Origin of the sequence: Jeongeupia sp. USM3 (assembly GCF_001808185.1) — a bacterium.
Taxonomy (GTDB): Bacteria; Pseudomonadota; Gammaproteobacteria; order Burkholderiales; family Chitinibacteraceae; genus Jeongeupia.
The window spans coordinates 3,590,453-3,607,310 of the sequence record NZ_CP017668.1 but is presented as its reverse complement, the minus strand read 5'-3'; the positions used below and the strand labels follow the sequence as shown (position 1 = coordinate 3,607,310).

Annotated in this window: 19 protein-coding genes; 13 read left to right on the top strand and 6 right to left on the bottom strand. The window is 66.7% G+C overall.

The features are described 5' to 3' along the window. Window positions 1–65: 65 nt before the first annotated feature. From BJP62_RS16970 to BJP62_RS16945, 6 genes are all read left to right on the top strand, one after another. On the top strand, window positions 66–1,373 hold the full coding sequence (locus tag BJP62_RS16970) for an MFS transporter (RefSeq protein ID WP_070531681.1): 1,308 nt from the start codon (window positions 66–68) through the stop codon (window positions 1,371–1,373). Between the two features lie 158 nt (window positions 1,374–1,531). Next, window positions 1,532–3,199, top strand: a complete 1,668-nt coding sequence (gene ettA, locus BJP62_RS16965) for an energy-dependent translational throttle protein EttA (protein ID WP_070531680.1) — start codon at window positions 1,532–1,534, stop codon at window positions 3,197–3,199. Window positions 3,200–3,263: 64 nt separating this feature from the next. Further along, on the top strand, window positions 3,264–3,506 hold the full coding sequence (locus BJP62_RS16960) for a VF530 family DNA-binding protein (RefSeq protein ID WP_083300991.1): 243 nt from the start codon (window positions 3,264–3,266) through the stop codon (window positions 3,504–3,506). Between the two features lie 68 nt (window positions 3,507–3,574). Continuing rightward, window positions 3,575–4,363 carry an EI24 domain-containing protein gene (locus BJP62_RS16955; protein ID WP_070531674.1) on the top strand — a complete coding sequence of 263 codons (789 nt, stop codon included), beginning with the start codon at window positions 3,575–3,577 and terminating at the stop codon, window positions 4,361–4,363. Window positions 4,364–4,510: 147 nt separating this feature from the next. Continuing rightward, window positions 4,511–4,915: a YkgJ family cysteine cluster protein gene (locus tag BJP62_RS16950; RefSeq protein ID WP_070531673.1), complete on the top strand. Its 405-nt coding sequence runs from the start codon at window positions 4,511–4,513 to the stop codon at window positions 4,913–4,915. A 22-nt stretch (window positions 4,916–4,937) separates the two neighbouring features. After that, window positions 4,938–5,144 carry a hypothetical protein gene (locus tag BJP62_RS16945; RefSeq protein WP_070531670.1) on the top strand — a complete coding sequence of 69 codons (207 nt, stop codon included), beginning with the start codon at window positions 4,938–4,940 and terminating at the stop codon, window positions 5,142–5,144. Window positions 5,145–5,159: 15 nt separating this feature from the next. Here BJP62_RS16945 and BJP62_RS19195 read toward each other — a convergent pair whose 3' ends face one another. Together BJP62_RS19195 and BJP62_RS16940 are read right to left on the bottom strand one after the other, a co-directional pair. Then, entirely contained in the window at window positions 5,160–5,285 is a 126-nt protein-coding gene (locus tag BJP62_RS19195) for a hypothetical protein (protein ID WP_257785847.1), read from the bottom strand. A gap of 137 nt (window positions 5,286–5,422) precedes the next feature. After that, window positions 5,423–5,629, bottom strand: coding sequence for a hypothetical protein (locus tag BJP62_RS16940; RefSeq protein ID WP_070531668.1), 207 nt, complete (start codon window positions 5,627–5,629; stop codon window positions 5,423–5,425). Between the two features lie 418 nt (window positions 5,630–6,047). On the opposite strand from BJP62_RS16940, the gene BJP62_RS16935 reads away from it, so the two are divergent. Next, window positions 6,048–6,617 (top strand): energy transducer TonB, encoded by a 570-nt coding sequence (locus tag BJP62_RS16935; RefSeq protein ID WP_070531664.1) that lies wholly within the window; start codon window positions 6,048–6,050, stop codon window positions 6,615–6,617. A gap of 9 nt (window positions 6,618–6,626) precedes the next feature. Here BJP62_RS16935 and BJP62_RS16930 read toward each other — a convergent pair whose 3' ends face one another. Continuing rightward, window positions 6,627–7,520 (bottom strand): LysR family transcriptional regulator ArgP, encoded by an 894-nt coding sequence (locus BJP62_RS16930; RefSeq protein ID WP_070531657.1) that lies wholly within the window; start codon window positions 7,518–7,520, stop codon window positions 6,627–6,629. 104 nt (window positions 7,521–7,624) lie between these two features. On the opposite strand from BJP62_RS16930, the gene BJP62_RS16925 reads away from it, so the two are divergent. Further along, a complete protein-coding gene (locus BJP62_RS16925; RefSeq protein ID WP_070531655.1) occupies window positions 7,625–8,230 on the top strand; it encodes a LysE/ArgO family amino acid transporter in 606 nt (201 codons plus the stop codon). Between the two features lie 98 nt (window positions 8,231–8,328). After that, window positions 8,329–9,048: a glutathione S-transferase family protein gene (locus BJP62_RS16920; protein WP_070531652.1), complete on the top strand. Its 720-nt coding sequence runs from the start codon at window positions 8,329–8,331 to the stop codon at window positions 9,046–9,048. Here the strand turns inward: BJP62_RS16920 and BJP62_RS16915 are convergent. After that, a complete protein-coding gene (locus BJP62_RS16915) occupies window positions 9,026–9,931 on the bottom strand; it encodes a carbohydrate ABC transporter permease (RefSeq protein WP_083300990.1) in 906 nt (301 codons plus the stop codon). The genes BJP62_RS16920 and BJP62_RS16915 overlap by 23 nt on opposite strands. Window positions 9,932–9,933: 2 nt before the next feature. Further along, complete coding sequence (locus BJP62_RS16910; RefSeq protein ID WP_070531649.1) at window positions 9,934–10,815, bottom strand: carbohydrate ABC transporter permease; 882 nt, start codon at window positions 10,813–10,815, stop codon at window positions 9,934–9,936. Window positions 10,816–10,959: 144 nt separating this feature from the next. Between BJP62_RS16910 and BJP62_RS16905 the strand changes: the two genes are divergently transcribed. After that, complete coding sequence (locus BJP62_RS16905) at window positions 10,960–11,820, top strand: polysaccharide deacetylase family protein (RefSeq protein WP_083300988.1); 861 nt, start codon at window positions 10,960–10,962, stop codon at window positions 11,818–11,820. A gap of 99 nt (window positions 11,821–11,919) precedes the next feature. Then, on the top strand, window positions 11,920–12,846 hold the full coding sequence (locus tag BJP62_RS16900) for a PEP phosphonomutase (protein WP_070531646.1): 927 nt from the start codon (window positions 11,920–11,922) through the stop codon (window positions 12,844–12,846). Window positions 12,847–12,852: 6 nt separating this feature from the next. Here the strand turns inward: BJP62_RS16900 and fumC are convergent, their stop codons facing one another. Beyond that, window positions 12,853–14,262: a class II fumarate hydratase gene (fumC, locus tag BJP62_RS16895; RefSeq protein WP_374749724.1), complete on the bottom strand. Its 1,410-nt coding sequence runs from the start codon at window positions 14,260–14,262 to the stop codon at window positions 12,853–12,855. 116 nt (window positions 14,263–14,378) lie between these two features. On the opposite strand from fumC, the gene BJP62_RS16890 reads away from it, so the two are divergent. Next, window positions 14,379–15,515 carry a BamA/TamA family outer membrane protein gene (locus BJP62_RS16890; protein WP_070531643.1) on the top strand — a complete coding sequence of 379 codons (1,137 nt, stop codon included), beginning with the start codon at window positions 14,379–14,381 and terminating at the stop codon, window positions 15,513–15,515. Between the two features lie 67 nt (window positions 15,516–15,582). Beyond that, complete coding sequence (locus BJP62_RS16885) at window positions 15,583–16,842, top strand: DUF1615 domain-containing protein (protein WP_236943623.1); 1,260 nt, start codon at window positions 15,583–15,585, stop codon at window positions 16,840–16,842. Window positions 16,843–16,858 lie beyond the last annotated feature (16 nt).

The window sequence follows — 16,858 nt, the reverse complement described above, 5'->3', positions numbered from 1 at the left end:
CGCCGGCAGGCCCTATCCCGACCCGTCGTCGCGCAGCCGTTTCCAACGACTACGGCTCAACACTCATGACTACCGCTGCACCGGCCCATCGGCCGCTCAACCGCGACGACTTCCGCACGCTGACGCTGTCGGCGCTCGGCGGCGCGCTCGAATTCTACGACTTCGTCATCTACGTCTTTTTCGCCGCCGTCATCGGCACGCTGTTCTTCCCGCCCGACATGCCGGACTGGCTGCGCCTGCTGCAGACCTTCGGCATCTTTGCCGCCGGCTATCTGGCACGGCCCCTGGGCGGGATCATCATCGCCCACTTCGGTGACAAGCTCGGCCGCAAGAAGATGTTCACGCTGTCGATCTTCCTGATGGCCGTGCCGACGCTGGCGATCGGCCTGATGCCGACGTATGCGAGCATCGGCATCGCCGCGCCGCTGCTGCTGTTGCTGTTCCGCGTGATGCAGGGCGCCGCGATCGGCGGTGAAGTCCCCGGCGCCTGGGTCTTCGTGGCCGAACACGCGCCCGCCAACCGCACCGGCATCGCCGTCGGCACGCTGACCGCCGGGCTCACCGCCGGCATCCTGCTCGGCTCGCTCGTCGCTGCGGCGATCAACACCCGCTACAGCCCGGAAGACGTCTCCGGCTACGCATGGCGGATCCCGTTCATTCTCGGCGGCGTGTTCGGCTTCTTTGCCGTCTACCTGCGGCGCTTCCTAGAGGAAACGCCGATCTTCAAGGAACTGCACGCGCAAAAGGCGATTGCCGACGAACTGCCGCTCAAGGCCACGCTGCGCAACCATATCGGCGCGGTCGTCGTCACCATGCTGCTGACCTGGGTACTGTCGGCTGCCATCGTCGTCGTCGTCCTGTTCACGCCGACGTATCTGCAGAAAGTCCACCACATCGCCCCGGCGCTGGCGCTGCAGGCCAACAGCATCGCCACGCTGGCGCTGACCTTCGGCTGCGTCGTCTTCGGCTGGGCGGCCGACCGCTTCGGCGCACGCAACACCATGCTGGCCGGCTTCGCGGGCCTGCTGGCGAGCAGCTACCACTTCTATACCGGCCTGCCCGGAGACGCGAACTCGCTGCTGCTCAACTACGGGCTGACCGGTTTCTTCGTCGGCGCGATCGCGACCGTTCCCTTCGTCGCAGTGCGCGCCTTTCCGGCCGCGGTGCGCTTTACCGGTCTCTCGTTCTCGTACAACGTCGCGTACGCGATCTTCGGCGGGCTGACGCCGATGCTGCTGACCCTGTGGCTGCAGAAGGACCCGCTCGCGCCGGGCCATTACGTCGCCGCGCTGGCACTGCTGGGCATGCTGCTCGCCTTCGTTCCGCTGGCCGGCCGCCGCCACACGGTCGCCTCGGCGCTCGTTCGCGCCTGATTCTCCCTGACGGCATGCAGCAACGCCCGGTTCAAGCCGGGCGTTGCTGTTTCTACCGAACGAGCTGCGCCGTATAAGTGGTGGCTTACGGCGTGCCGCCTGACCCACCCTACTGGTAGAATCGCGCCATTCAGAACCAACCGGAACGCGCGTTTCCCATGGCCCAATACGTAATGTCGATGCTCCGCGTGAGCAAGATCGTCCCGCCCAAGCGGCAGATCATCAAGAACATCTCGCTGTCGTTCTTCCCCGGCGCCAAGATCGGGCTGCTGGGCCTGAACGGCGCCGGCAAGTCGACCGTGCTGCGCATCATGGCCGGTGCCGACAAGGAATACGACGGCGAAGTCCAGCACCTCGCCGGCGTGAAGATCGGTTACCTCGAGCAGGAACCCAAGCTCAACAACGACGCGACCGTGCGCGAGGAAGTGGAAAGCGGCATGGGCGAAGTGATGGCCGCGCAGAAGCGGCTTGAAGAAGTCTACGCCGAGTACGCAATGGAAGACGCCGACTTCGACGCCCTCGCCGAAGAACAGGCCCGCCTCGAAGCAATCATCTCCGCCGGCGCCGGCGACAACACCGAACTGCAGCTCGAACTCGCCGCCGACGCGCTGCGCCTGCCGCCGTGGGATGCGGTCATCGGCAAGCTATCCGGCGGTGAAAAGCGCCGCGTCGCGCTGTGCAAGCTGCTGCTCTCCAAGCCCGACATGCTGCTGCTCGACGAGCCGACCAACCACCTCGACGCCGAATCGGTCGAATGGCTCGAGCAGTTCCTCGTGCGCTTCCCGGGCACCGTCGTTGCGGTCACCCACGACCGCTACTTCCTCGACAACGCGGCCGAGTGGATTCTGGAACTCGACCGCGGCGAAGGCATTCCGTGGAAGGGCAATTACTCGAGCTGGCTCGAGCAGAAGGAAGCCCGGCTCGAGCAGGAAGCCAAGTCCGAAGGCGCGCGGATCAAGGCCATGAAGCAGGAGCTCGAATGGGTGCGCCAGAACCCCAAGGGCCGCCAGGCCAAGAGCAAGGCGCGGATCGCCCGCTTCGAGGAGCTGTCGAGCTTCGAGCACCAGAAGCGCAACGAAACGCAGGAAATCTTCATCCCGGTTGCCGAACGTCTCGGCGACAAGGTGATCGAGTTCAAGGGCGTCAGCAAGAGCTTCGGCGACCGGCTACTGATGGACAACTTCAGCTTCAACGTGCCCGCCGGTGCGATCGTCGGCATCATCGGCCCGAACGGCGCCGGCAAGTCGACGCTGTTCAAGATGATCGCCGGCAAGGAAGCGCCGGACAGCGGCGAGATCGAAATCGGTTCGACCGTCCAGACGGCCTTCGTCGAGCAGACGCGCGAAGGACTCGAAGGTGACAAGACCGTGTTCGACGACGTTTCGGGCGGTCACGACATCCTCACCGTCGGCAAGTTCGAGATGAGCAGCCGCGCCTATCTGGGCCGCTTCAACTTCAAGGGCGGCGACCAGCAGAAGAAGGTCGGCATGCTGTCGGGCGGCGAGCGCGGCCGGCTGCATCTGGCCAAGACGCTGCTTCAGGGCGGCAACGTGCTCTTCCTTGACGAACCGTCCAACGACCTCGACGTCGAAACGCTGCGTGCGCTCGAAGAAGCGCTGCTCGAGTTCGCCGGCACCGCCTTCGTGATCTCGCACGACCGCTGGTTCCTCGACCGGATCGCGACGCACATCATCGCGGCCGAGGGCGATTCGCAGTGGACGTTCTTCGACGGCAACTATCAGGAATACGAAGCCGACAAGCGTAAGCGCCTCGGCGAAGAAGGCGCCAAGCCCAAGCGCATCCGCTACAAGCCGGTCACGCGCTAAGCAGCGACCTCCAAGCAAAACGGGCCAGTCGGCCCGTTTTTCACGACACCTAGCGAGGCCAGCCCTGAACGCCCGACAAGACAACAATCCGCTACACGGCATCACGCTCGAGCGCATGCTCACCGACCTCATCGATTACTGGGGCTGGGGCGAGCTCGGCCGGCGGATTCCGTTGAACTGTTTCAAGCACGATCCGAGCGTCAAATCCAGCCTGAGCTTTCTGCGCCGTACGCCCTGGGCACGGGCGGAAGTCGAAGCCTTTTACGCCCATTGCCTGCGCCACTATGGTGCGGACGCCAAACGCTGATCGTCGTACGATCTGACGCTCGCAGACTGCCGGCCTGTTCGCCCTTTTCATCGGTACCCAGGAGCCCCATGTCCGAATCGCCCCCCTCCCCGGAAAAATCGGCTCCGCTGCTTACACCCGGCGAAGCCATCCATTGCGTCGGACTGGCTCTGCGCGACAGCCTGCGCCCGCGCCTGCTGGCGGTGTCGCTCGGCGTCTGGCTGGGAACACTGCTGGTACTGGCAATCCTCTACGCGCTGGCGTGGACACCGATCACCAGCGCGCTCGACACCGCATCGCGCTTTCTGGTGCTGGGCGTGCCGCACTGGTTCGGCTGGGAGCCGGAGCCGGCGAGCCTCATTGGCAAAACCGCCGCCGGCCTGATCACCGTGGTCCAGTACGTCTTGGGCCTGATCAGCTTCGTGCTTGCCACGCTGCTGGTCGCACGGGTCATTCTGGAAATGGTGTTGATGGGCCAGGTGCAGTCCGTCGTGCTGCGGCGTTATCCCAGCCTGCAGGGACTCGTGCAGCGCCCGTGGCGCGCCGATGTGCGTGATCTGCTCGGCAACCTGTCCACGCTGATCGCCGGCACCCTGCTGTGCCTGTGCATTCCGCTGATCGGTGCAGCACTGCTGGTTTTGCTCAACGCCTACCTGAACGTGCGCGGGCTGATCAACGACGCCTTCGATGGCGTGGCCAGCGCCGAGCAGCAACGCACTTTCATACGCCAGCAGCGCGGGCAGATGCTGCTGGCCGGGTTGCTGCTGGCCGGATTGGCGCTGATTCCCTTTGTAGGGCTGCTGATGCCGGGTGTGTTGGGCGCCACGACCTGCCACCTCGGCTTTCGCTGGCTGGAACGGCAGTACGAGGACCGATAACCTCCCCGCTCGGCGATCCCTTCTTGCGTCCCGGCGCCGAATCGGCCGGACGCAAGACAGCCGGCGCGGTTGCCACTCAGCCAGCCGGAACGCGCGTATCCGGCCAGCGGCGTATAATCGCCCCGCTTCACGTCCGTCCTGCCAGCCATGCCCGCACCGTACAAAAAACTGATCCACGTTTCCACGCTCGAGAATCTCGACACCTGGGCGCGCTACCGCAACGGCATGTGCCTCGACTGCAAGTCCGGCTGCTGTACGATGCCGGTCGAAGTGAAGCTGCCCGATCTGGTACGGATGGGCGTCGTCGACGCGTTCGAGGCCGAGCACGAGCAGCCCAAGCAGATCGCCAAGCGGCTGCAGAAAGCCGGCGTGGTCCAGCACTTCAACTTCAAGTCGAGCGTCTACACACTGGCGCAGCGTGCCAGCGGCGATTGCAGCTACCTCGACGCCGACACCCGGCTGTGCACGATCTACGAGCTGCGGCCCAACACCTGTCGCAACCATCCGAAGATCGGCCCGCGCCCGGGCTTCTGCGCTTACCGCAACAAGTGACCCCTCGCTCCGAGCCCTGCCCATGACCGACGCCAAGCCAGCCGCCCCGATCCAACCCGGCCCCCAAGCCTGCCCGAAGTGCGGCGCGCCGCCCGACGTCCGCAAGGCCGGGGCCAATCGCGTCTGGGTGCAATGCGCCAAGTTCGGCGCCAACGGCAACTGCAACGTGATCTGCTCGCCGCAGCCGACCCGCAAGGAAGCGGTCGCGGTCTGGAACCGGCTGAAATAGCCTGCTGCCGGCGGTTCAGCGATCCCTGCGGATCGGCTCGTACTCGACCGGCACCCACGCATAGGCGTTGCCGTCGGCGCGGACGTGGCCGATGCCCGGGAAAGGCAGGCGTGCGCCGCCGACCCAGCGCTTGCCCTTCACGGCATTGGCGAAGATGGCCTTGCGGGCCGCGATCGCCTGTTCGGGTTGGATGTCAAGCTCAGACGCTACCCCGGGACGGGCAGACGCCCGGTCTTATCCGGCCCGCCGGTTCCCTGCCTCGCCGGCCCGGAGGCGGGTCACGCCACCGGTTCCTGACGCGCGTTGCGCGGCACCATGCCATCGGCAACGGAGCGGACATTGTCATTTTGTTGCTCGCGCGCCTGGCGAATCTGGTTTTCAATATCGCTGATCTTGGCCGTGGTGATTTCGCCGGCGGCATTGGCCATGCCGACCACCAGAAAGCCGGAGAGCGACATGACAGCGACGCGGGATTTCATATTCATGAGCCATCTCCTGGTCTCCGGTCCAAGCGACAGGGCCTGGTCCGTCCTTTTGGAAGACCCCGCTGGCCCGTGCCGGTTCCCGAACATCGTTCAAAGCCATCGCCAACCATGCTAACGTCACGCCTTTGCAGCCCCCTTTGCACACCCCGATAATGCTCTCCGACCCGATGCCCGATGCGCCCCGCGCGCCACGCTGGCTCTGGCTCGCGCTGGCCGTTTCGCTCGCGGCCCACCTGTCGCTGCTGCTGCTCAAACCGCTGCAGAAATCCGCCAGCGTCTCGGCCGGCAGCCCGCCGCTGCAGATGCGGCTGGAGCGCAGCGCCCCCCGTCCACGCCCGCCGATCCCAGCGTCGCGCTCGAGCCGGCCAGGCCGCAGCCCAGGGAAAAGGTCCAGGTCCGCGCCCGTTCGACCCATGCGGTGCCGCAAACGGCCGCCCAGCCGCCGGCTCGCCGCAAGCAGGCTGCGGCCAGCGCCCCGGCGGCGCCGGCGCAATCCGCGGCAGCGCCGGGCAGCGAGGTCGAAATCAAGGGGCTGGCCGACGCGATCGGCGTCCGGCCGGACGGCAAGCAGGGCAAGCTGGTGCTGCGTTATGCCGACCTGCCCAAGGAGGGCGGCGATGCCGAGGAAGACAGCGCCACCCGCGCGCAGCAGCGCCCCGACACGCGGGCGATGTTCGGCCTGTGGGAGGCGCAGATCCGCAGCAAGGTCGAACGCATCGGCACGATGAACTACCCGCGCGACGAAAAGGGCCAGCCGCTGCAGGGCCTGCTGCGCTTCCGGCTGGTCCTGAACGCCGACGGCACGATCTTTGATGCCGGCGTCGAGGAAACGTCGGGCGATCCGCGCCTCGACGCCGAAACGCTGACGATCATCCGCTACGCCGCACCGTTCGGTCCGGTACCCAAGCCGCTACTCGACCGAAACGGCCGGATCACGCTGGTCCGCTATTACCGCTTCGTCAACGAACGGACGCGCTGGAGCAACTAGGACGGCTGTTCAGTCCGGCTGCCGCAGCACCGCCGTTGCCGCGGTGACGATACGCCGGAACAGCACGTCGACCATCGGCGCCTGGATCTGCCACGCATGCCAGAACAGCGGCACATCGTGCGGCTTCGCCGGCAGCAGGTCGATCAGCGCGCCGCTGGCCAGCTGCGGCGCCACCGCCAGTTCCGGCACCAGCACGTAGCCGACGTCGAGCAGCGCGAAATCGACAAAGGCCTGCGACGACGGCATCAGGTGTGCCGGATAGTGTCCCTCGCTGATGCCGAAATGCCGCGACAGGTAGGCGCCCAGCATCGCGTCCTTGCGGTTGTACAGCAGCCCCGGCGCGCGCAGCAGTGCCGTACGGCTCACGCCGCCGGCAAAGTGGCGGGCGGCAAAGCGCGGCGTTGCGGCACAGATGTAGCGCAGCGCACCGAGCGGCTCGGCGACACAGCCGCGCATCGGCTCGAACCGCGCCGATACGCAGGCCAGCACCTCGCCGCGCGCGAGCAACTGGTGCGTGTAATCCTCGTTGTCGACCTGCAGCTCGACCGTGAACGGCGAGCCGGCCAGCGTCTCGGCCAGCACCTTGGGCAGCCAGGCGTGCAGGCTGTCGGCGTTCACCGCCAGCGCCAGCCGCGACGGCCCTTCGCCGGGGCCGGCGAGCGTGCGCAATGCCTCCTCCTCGAGCAGGCGAATCCGGTCGAGGTAGCGCAGCAGCGTCTGGCCGGCGCCCGTCGGCACGCAAGGCCGCCCGCGCGTGAGCAGGGTCTGGCCGAAGCGCGACTCGAGCGCCCGCACCCGCTGCGAGACGGCCGACTGCGTCAGGTGCAACGCTGCCGCCGCGCGATCGAAACTGCCTTCGCGCACGACGGCCAGGAAGGCTTCGGTGAGTTTGCCGTCGAACATATATAAAAATTTCTAATGCTTATGGAAATATATTAATTTGCATCGCCAGCCGGCGGGTGCGATTTTATCGTGCACGGCATGTGAACAACGCGGAGCCCGCAACGATGTACCCGACTTACTGGCAAGGCATGGCGCTCGGCGGCAGCCTGATCATGGCCATCGGCGCGCAGAACGCCCATGTGCTGCGCATGGGCCTGCTGCGCCGGCACGCGCTGCTGACCGCCGCGGTCTGCGCGCTGTGCGACATCGCGCTGATCTCGCTCGGCCTCGCCGGCATGGGCACGCTGCTCGCCGCATCACCGACGCTGCTGACCGCGGCACGCTGGGGCGGCGCCGCCTACCTGCTCTGGTATGCGTTCGGCGCGCTGCGCGCCGCCTTCAAGCCCGCCGCACTGGCTGCAGCGCAGCACGACGCAGCGATCAGCCGGCGCCAGGCGCTGGCGACCGCATTCGGCTTCAGCCTGCTCAACCCGCACGTCTACCTCGACACGGTGCTGCTGCTCGGCAGCGTCGGCGGCCGCTACGACGGCATCGGGCGCGTCGCGTTCGGCCTTGGCGCAATTTCCGCATCGCTGCTGTGGTTCTTCGGGCTGGCGATGGCAGCCACAGCGCTCGCACGCTGGCTGGCAAAGCCCATCGTCTGGCGCCTGCTCGACGGGCTCACTGCCGCGATCATGCTCGCCCTGGCGGTGATGCTGCTGCGGAGCTGAATCCGTCCAAGCGATCGACTTTGACATCGGACACCCCGTTGCAACGCAGAACCGCTTACACTTGGAGCCGACACCCGTTCATCGCACCTGCATAGCCAATGATTACGCTGTTCACCTTCGGCCCCGGCATGGGGCTGCCCGACCCGAGCCCCTTCGTCACCAAGACCGACGTGCTGCTCAAGCTGTCCGGCCTGCCCTACCGGATCCAGAGCGGCAGCACCTTCAGCGCCCCCAAGGGCAAGCTGCCGCACATCGACGACGACGGCCACAAGGTCACCGACTCGACCTTCATCCGCGCCCACCTCGAAGACCGCTACGGCCTCGATTTCGATGAAGGCTACGGCCCGGCGCAGCGGGCGCTGGCGTGGGCGGTCGAGAAAATGCTCGAGGATCACCTGTACTTCGCCGTGCAGGCGCTGCGCTGGGAAGACGACGCGAACTTCGAGCGCGGCCCGGCCGAGTTCTTCCGCAACGTACCCGCGCCGATGCGCGCCGGTTTCAAGGCGATGATCCGCCGCCGTGTCAGCCGCGACCTCTACGGCCAGGGCATGGGCCGGCACACGCCCGACGAGCAGTTCGAACTCGCCCGCCGCGACATCGACGCGGTGGCCGAGCTGCTCGGCGACAAGCCCTATCTGCTTGGCGACACGATCTGCGGCACCGACGCGACGGTGTTCGCCTTCCTGCTCGGCACCTTGTGCCCGCGCTTCGAATCGCCGCTGCGGCGCTATACCGAGCAGCACAAGCCGCTGGTCGCCTATGTCGAACGGATGATGGAGCGCTTCTACCCGGACTTCACCGGCTGCAAGAAGGCCTAGGCCGGACCAGCCCGCCACCGCCGAGGAACACGCGCTGCGTCAGCGCGAACGCGCCGACGACCGGGATCACCGACAGCACGATCGCAGCCATCACCAGATTGGTCGACACCGCGAACGGCCCGGTCAGGTCGTTGAAGATGCCGACGGCGAGCGGCATGTTCAGCCGCTCCTTCAGCACTACCGCCGGCCACAGATAGTCGTTCCACGCCGCGACGAAGGTGAACACCGCCAGCGTCGCGATCATCGGCTTCGCCATCGGCACGGCCACTCGCCACATCACGCCGAACTCTCCGGCACCGTCGACGCGCGCCGCATCGAGCACTTCGGCCGGCGTGTCCTGGAACGCCTGGCGCATCAGGAACACGCCGAACGCACCGGCCACGTTGGGCAGCACCACCCCGGCGTAGCTGTCGAGCAGCCCGAGTCGCGAGCAGGTAATGAAGTTGGGCACGATCGCCACCTCGGCCGGCACCATCAGCGTCGCCAGCAGCAGCATGAACAGCGCCTGCCGGCCGCGGAATGCCATCCGCGACAGCGCGTAGGCGCAGGGGATCGTCAGCAGCAGGACCAGCGCCGTCGTCGCGGTTGCGATCAGCAGCGAGTTGGCGAAGTAGCGCCAGAACGGCATTTCGTGGAAGACCCGACCGAACCATCGCCAGCCCGGATCGTGGGGCAGGAAGGCCGCCGGGAACGTCCAGATCTGCGAGCCGTCGCCGGACAGCGCCACCGCCGCCGCCCACCAGAACGGAAACACCGTGAACGCACCGAACAGCAGCAGGGCCGCGTAGCGCGGCAGCGCCAGCACGGCGTCGCGCGCCTGACGGCGCAGCAGATACGTGTGGGGCGACACCAGCGGCAAGGTCAGGACGAGTTCCCGGTTCATGGTCATCCTCCGCGGCGCAGCAGGCCGTTCTCGCCGAAAAAGCGCAACTGCACCGCGGCGAGCGCCAGACAAACCAGCGTCACGATCAGCCCCGCCGTCGCAGCCAGGCCGAAGTTGTGGCCGAAGAACGCGACGCCGTAGACGAAGACCAGCGCGGTCTGGGTATCGGCCGCGCCACCGGTCAGCACGATCACTTCCTGAAACGCCTTGAGCGCCTGGATCGTCGACAGCAGCGTGCCCAGCAGGATCACCGGCTGCAACGCCGGCAGCACCACGTGACGCAGGCGCTGCCAGGCATCGGCGCCGTCGATCTGCGCGGCCTCGAGCGGTTCGCGCGGTACCGTCTGCAGCCCGGCCAGATAGAGCACCATGTAGTAGCCGACGTTCTTCCAGAACGAGAACGCCATCACCGCATACAGCGCCAGTTGCCGGTCGCCGAGCCAGTCCGGCTGCTCGCCGAAGCCGATCAGGTGGATCGACTCCAGAAACCAGTTGAACAGCCCGTCGAAGCGCAGCACCTGCTGCCAGACGACCGCGGCGATCGACACGGCGATCACCACCGGCAGGTAGTACAGCGCCCGGAAGAAACCGATGCCGGGCAGCCGGGCATGCACCAGCAGCGCCAGTGCCAGCGCGCCGACCTGCAGCGGCGGCACCAGCAGCAGGAAGATCAGCGAGTTCTTCAGCGCGTGACCGAAGCGCTCCGAGTCGGCCAGCTCGACGAAATGCGCAAAGCCGTTCCACATGCTGTTGCCGGTTTGCGGAAAGTAGTCGCGGAACGCCAGCCACAGGTTGAACAGCATCGGCCAGAGCGTGAACACCGCGAATACCGCAAGGAACGGCGCGATGAAGAGATAGGCGGTACGGGGATGAACACCGGGCATGGCGATGCTCCTTGTGTGGGTTGACGTAGTTTATGCATATCGACTACATAATGTCTTTGCCTTACTTGCCAACAAGTAATACTCGTGAATTAAAAAACACGCAAACAAGTAAGATTTACGAATGAACATAGAGAGACTGACGACATGAAACCCGCGCCCCGCTTCGTTTTCGCCGCGCTTGCACTCGTCGTGCCGGCTGCGGTCTGGATCGTCATCGAATGGTGGCCAGCGGCGCCGCCCGCACCGGGCACGGTCGCCCCCGGCGTGCGCAAGACGACGCAGTCGGTCCGCACGCCCTTTCTCGACAACTGGGGACAGGTGGCGCTGGAGAAGATGACGCAGCAGGCCAACCGGCACCCGGGCCTCGTCTGGCTCGAAGGGCCGACGCACCGGCGGGAGATTGCGCTGACCTTCGACGACGGCCCGAGTCCGTGGACGCCGGACGTGCTCGACGTGCTCAAGAAGCACCAGGTCAGGGCAACGTTCTTCTGGCAGGGCAGCCAGATGGCCGGACGCGAGGACGTCGTCCGCCGGGCGCTGGCCGAGGGGCATACGCTCGCCAACCACAGCTGGAGCCACCCGAACCTGTCCGGCACCGACGAAAGCTATTTCTGGGACGAGGAGATCGGCCGCACGCAGGCCGAATTCCGCCGCATTCTCGGCAAGGCGCCAACGCTGATGCGGCCGCCCTACGGCAGCATCGACGACGCGCAGATCGGCATCGTCGCCAAGCACGGCATGAAGGTCGCGCTGTGGTCGATCGACGCGATCGACTGGTACCGCAACCGGATGCTGTTCGGCGCGCACGAGATCGAACGCGGCGTTCAGCCCTATGTGCACGAGGAAGCGATCGTGCTGATGCACGACGGCGGCGGCAAGCGCGGCGATACCGTGAGCGCCGTCGACGCGCTGATTCCGTGGCTCAAGGCCGGCGGCTACGGCTTCACCACCGTCGACACGCTGCTCGGCGTGCCGCCCTACTTCGCCGAATCCGCCGTTCGTTGATACCAGGCCTTGATTCGGCGCAAGCGGGCCAACCCCGGGCCGCCGTCGCCGGTGGAACGGGTTTACAGTAGGACACTGTCAAAACCAGCGGAGACCGCCATGCACAAACGCCTGCTCGACTGCAACGCTTCGGACCTCGCCCGCATCGGCAAGGCCGATTTGCTGCACGCGATCCACGCCAGCGAAGGCCGCGTGCTGGTGTGCGAAACCATCGGCGCGGTCCAGCCGATGCTGGTGACGATCAGCAACGCCGAGTTCGCCGCCAGCATGGGTGCCGACCTGCTGCTGCTCAACCTGTTCGACGTCAACGCACCGGTCGTCAACGGCCTGCCCAGGGACACCGAGCCTCATGAGGTCGTCCGGACGATCAAGCACCTGACCGGCCGGGTGATCGGCATCAACCTCGAACCGGTCGACCCGGGTTTCGGCGAGAGCGAGGACGAACTCTGGGGGATGCAGCCGGGCCGGCTCGCCACCGTCGCCAATGCGCAGAAAGCCGCGGCAATGGGCGTCAACATGCTGGTGCTGACCGGCAACCCGGGCAACGGCGTCTCGAACGCCGCAATCACGCACTCGCTCAAGGCGATCAACGCCGAAGTCGGCGACCGGCTGGTGCTCGTCGCCGGCAAGATGCACGCGTCGGGCATTCTCGGCGAAGGCGCCGAGCAGATCATCACCCGCGCCGACATCGACGAATTCGTCGGCGCCGGCGCCGACGTCATCCTGCTGCCGGCACCGGGCACCGTGCCCGGCATCACGCTCGAGTACGTGCGCGAGCTGGTCGGCCACGCACACAAGCTCGGCGCGCTGACGCTGACCGCGGTCGGCACCTCGCAGGAAGGCGCCGACGAGGCGACGATCCGCCAGATCGCGCTGATGGCCAAGATGACCGGTACCGACCTGCACCACCTCGGCGATACCGGTTACATGGGCATGGCGCTGCCGGAGAACATCACCGCCTACAGCATCGCCATCCGCGGCCGGCGCCACACCTATGCGCGCATCGCCCGCTCGATCAACCGCTGACCCGCGTCAGTGCCCGGCGCTGGGCCGGGTCATGTCCATCGGCACGATCCAGCGCGCGTAGTCCTCCTCGCTGAGGTAGCCGAGCGCCAGCGCGGCCTGCTTCAGCGTCGTGCCGTCGTGGTGTGCCTTCTTGGCAATCTGCGCGGCCTTGTCGTAACCGATGTGCCGGTTCAGCGCCGTCACCAGCATCAGGTTCTTGTCGAGGTTCTCGTCGATCCGGTCGAGCGCCGGCTCGATCCCGGCCGCGCAGTGGTCGTTGAACGCGGTGCAGGCGTCGGCCAGCAGGCCGATGCTCTCGAGCACGTTGTGGACCATCACCGGCTTGTAGACGTTGAGCTGGAAATTGCCCTGGCTGCCGGCAAACGCCACCGCGGCGTCGTTGCCGAAGACCTGCACGCAGACCATCGTCAGTGCCTCGCACTGGGTCGGGTTGACCTTGCCCGGCATGATCGAGCTGCCGGGCTCGTTTTCCGGGATCACCAGCTCGCCGATGCCGCAGCGCGGCCCGCTGGCCAGCCAGCGGACGTCGTTGGCCATCTTGAACAGCCCGCCGGCCAGCAGCCGCAGCGCCGCCGACGTCTGCACCAGCGCATCATGCGCGGCGAGCGAGAAGAACTTGTTCGGCGCGTCGACGAAATGATGACCGGTGAGCTTGGCGATGCGCGCGGCGGCGGTCGCACCGAATTTCGGATGCGCGTTGAGCCCGGTGCCGACGGCGGTGCCGCCGATCGCCAGCTCCAGGAGCCCCGGCCCGGCGGCGGCGATCGCCTTGAGGCCGAAGTCGATCTGCGCGACCCAGGCGCCGATCTCCTGTCCCAGCGTCACCGGCGTCGCGTCCTGCAGATGGGTACGGCCGGTCTTGACCACATGCGCATACTCGTCGGCCTTTTCGGCCAGGGTCGCGCGCAGCTTCTCGACCGCCGGCAGCAAGGTCGCGTGCAGCTCCTCGACGACGGCGATGTGCATCGCGGTCGGAAAGGTGTCGTTCGAGCTCTGGCCGCGGTTGACGTGGTCGTTCGGATGCACCGGGGTCTTGCTGCCGAGTTCGCCGCCGGCAAGCTCGATCGCCCGGTTGGCGATCACCTCGTTAGCGTTCATGTTCGACTGCGTGCCCGAGCCGGTCTGGAACACGACCAGCGGGAAATGCTCGTCGAGGCGGCCGTCGATCACCTCGTCGGCCGCCTCGGCGATCAGCGCCACGACATTGGCCGGCAGCTCGCCGAGCGACAGGTTGGCCTCGGCCGCGGCGTGCTTGAGGATGCCGAGCGCGCGTATCATCGGCCGCTGCCAGCGGAAGCGCTCGACGCCGATCGCGAAATTGCCGATCGAGCGCTGCGTCTGCGCGCCCCAGTAATGCTCGACGCGAACGTCGATCTCGCCCATCGAGTCGGTTTCGGTCCGGTACGAAGTCATCATCGGTTCTCCTGGCTCCATTCAAACTGGGGGTATTGCCGCAACGCCGCGCGCACCTTGGCGGTGCGTCGCCGCGTTCCGGTCGTACAATCCACGCTCACGCCCAGACAGGCCGCGCCATGCCAATTCGCCAATTCTGCCATTCCCTGCTGCTCGCCGCCGTGCTCGCAATGGCCTTGCCCGCCCACGCCGACGACACGCCGAGCTATCGCGACCCGGACGACGGCGCGATCGACCTGAGCGACTACCTGCTCCACCACAAGGGCATCTTCCCGGTTCCCATCCTCATCACCGAACCGGCGATCGGCTACGGCGGCGGAGCGATGCTGCTGTATTTCCGCCAGTCCTTCGCCGAAGCCGCGGCCAAAGGCATGGAGGAATCGGGCCGGAAAATGCCGCCGACGATCAGCGGCCTCGGCGGCTTCGGTACGCAGAATGGCAGCTGGCTCGGTGCGGCTTTCCATTTCCAGCCCATCGACGGCGACCGCTACCGCTACCTGGGCGCCATCGGCAAGACCTCGCTCAACCTTGATTATTACGGCGCGCTCAATCAGGCGCGCAGCTATACGCTCGACGGCGACTTCCTGCTCCAGCAGTTCCTGTTCCGCCTCGGCGACAGCGACTGGTTCGCCGGTCCGCGCTATGTCTACTTCAGCAGCGATGTCGGCTTCGGTGACAACAAGGCGGCCGAGCTCGGCGACTTCGACGCCAGCCGGCGCATCGGCATGGCCGGCCTCGTGATCGACTACGACAGCCGCGACAACATCTTCTATCCGCGCCACGGCAGTTATATGGAGGTCGAGCTGCAGGCTGCGCGCGACTGGCTCGGCAGCAGCAGCGAATTCGAAAGCTACGGCGCGCGCGCCTACACATGGCTGCCGCTGGCCAAGGCCTGGACGCTCGGACTGCGCGTCGACGGCGACACGATCACCGGTGACTACCCCTTCTACCTGCAGCCCTATGTGGACCTGCGCGGCGTCGAGAAGGGCCGCTACCAGGACAAGAACACCGTCGCAACCGAGCTTGAACTGCGCTGGGACGTCACGCCACGCTGGTCGCTGCTGGCCTTCGGCGGTGTCGGCAAGGCCTGGGGCAACTGGCGCGATTTCGACGACGCGCAGACGGTCTACGGTTACGGCACCGGCTTCCGCTACCTGATTGCCAAGCAACTCGGCATGGCGGTCGGCCTCGACTTCGGCTGGGGCCCCGATGGCGAGCACGCGTTCTACATCCAGGTCGGCAGCGCGTGGAAATGACCGCGCCGCATGACCGCGCCGGGACTAGCCTGTAAGCTGGCATTTTTCCCGATCCCGCCCTGCTGCCGTGAAGCCCGAATCGCTCGTCCGCCCGCTCGCCCGTCTGTTGCCGCTTGCCCTGCTCACCGCCTGCGCCAGCCCGCCGCCACCGGCCGTCACACCACCGGTCGCCAGCGCACCAGCCGCCGTCGCGGCCGAGGCAGCGGTGACGACGCCGGTCGAAACCGCCAGCGCACCGGTCTCGGTGCCGATGGCCAGCGCACCGGTCGTCATCGAGCCGCCGCCGCCGGCCAAGCCGGCAGGGCTCAGCCACGCCGAGGCCAAGTCGCTGCTGAACCGGCTGCTGCCGGCCAAGATGCCCGATCGCGCCGGCTGGAACGCCGACATCGTCGACGCCTTCGCCGCGCTGAAGATTCCGTACACCCCCGAATACTTCTGCGCCGCCGCGGCGGTGATCGAGCAGGAGTCGAGCTGGCAGGGCGACCCGAGCGTTCCCGGGCTGCCGACCATGGTCTGGAACAAGATCGGCGAGAAGGCCGCCGCCAAGCACGTGCCGCTGATCGCGGTAAAAACCGCTTTTCTGAAAACGTCGCCGAACGGCGAGAGCTACAAGTCGCGCATCGACAGTCTGCGCACCGAACGCGAGATGAACGCGGTCTTCGAGGACCTTTCGGCCGATGCCGCGCGCCTGGGTCTGCCGCTCAACATGAACAATCCGATCCGCACCGGCGGGCCGATGCAGGTCAGCGTCGCCTTTGCCGAGGCGCACGTGCGCGCCTGGCCCTACCCGTATCCGCGCAGCAGCAGCATCCGCGACACGGTGTTCACGCGGCGCGGCGGCACCTATTTCGGCATCGCGATCCTGCTGCAGTACCCGGCGCCGTACGACGACATGATCTACCGCTTCGCCGACTTCAACGCCGGCCGCTACGCCAGCCGCAACGCGGCGTTCCAGGCGGCGATCGCCAAGCTGACCGGCAGGCAGCTCGACCTCGACGGCGACCTGCTCAGCTACCAGAACGGCCGGCCGGCGGCAAAACCGAGCGACATCGAGGAAGCGCTGGCGTCGATCTCCGGACAGATCGGCATGAGCCGCGACGCGATCCGCCGCGATCTGACGAGCGAGAAGCTCGTCGGCTTCGGCCAGACCGCGCTGTACAAGAAGGTGTTCGCACTCGCCGATGCGAAGAACGGCAAGCCGATGCCGCGCGTCGCGATGCCGCAGATCCGGCTGATCAGCCCGAAGATCACCCGCAAGCTGACGACCGAATGGTTCGCCAAGCGTGTCGACTGGCGCTACCAGACCTGCCTGGCGCGGGCCAAGTAGCAGACGCCCCGCCCTG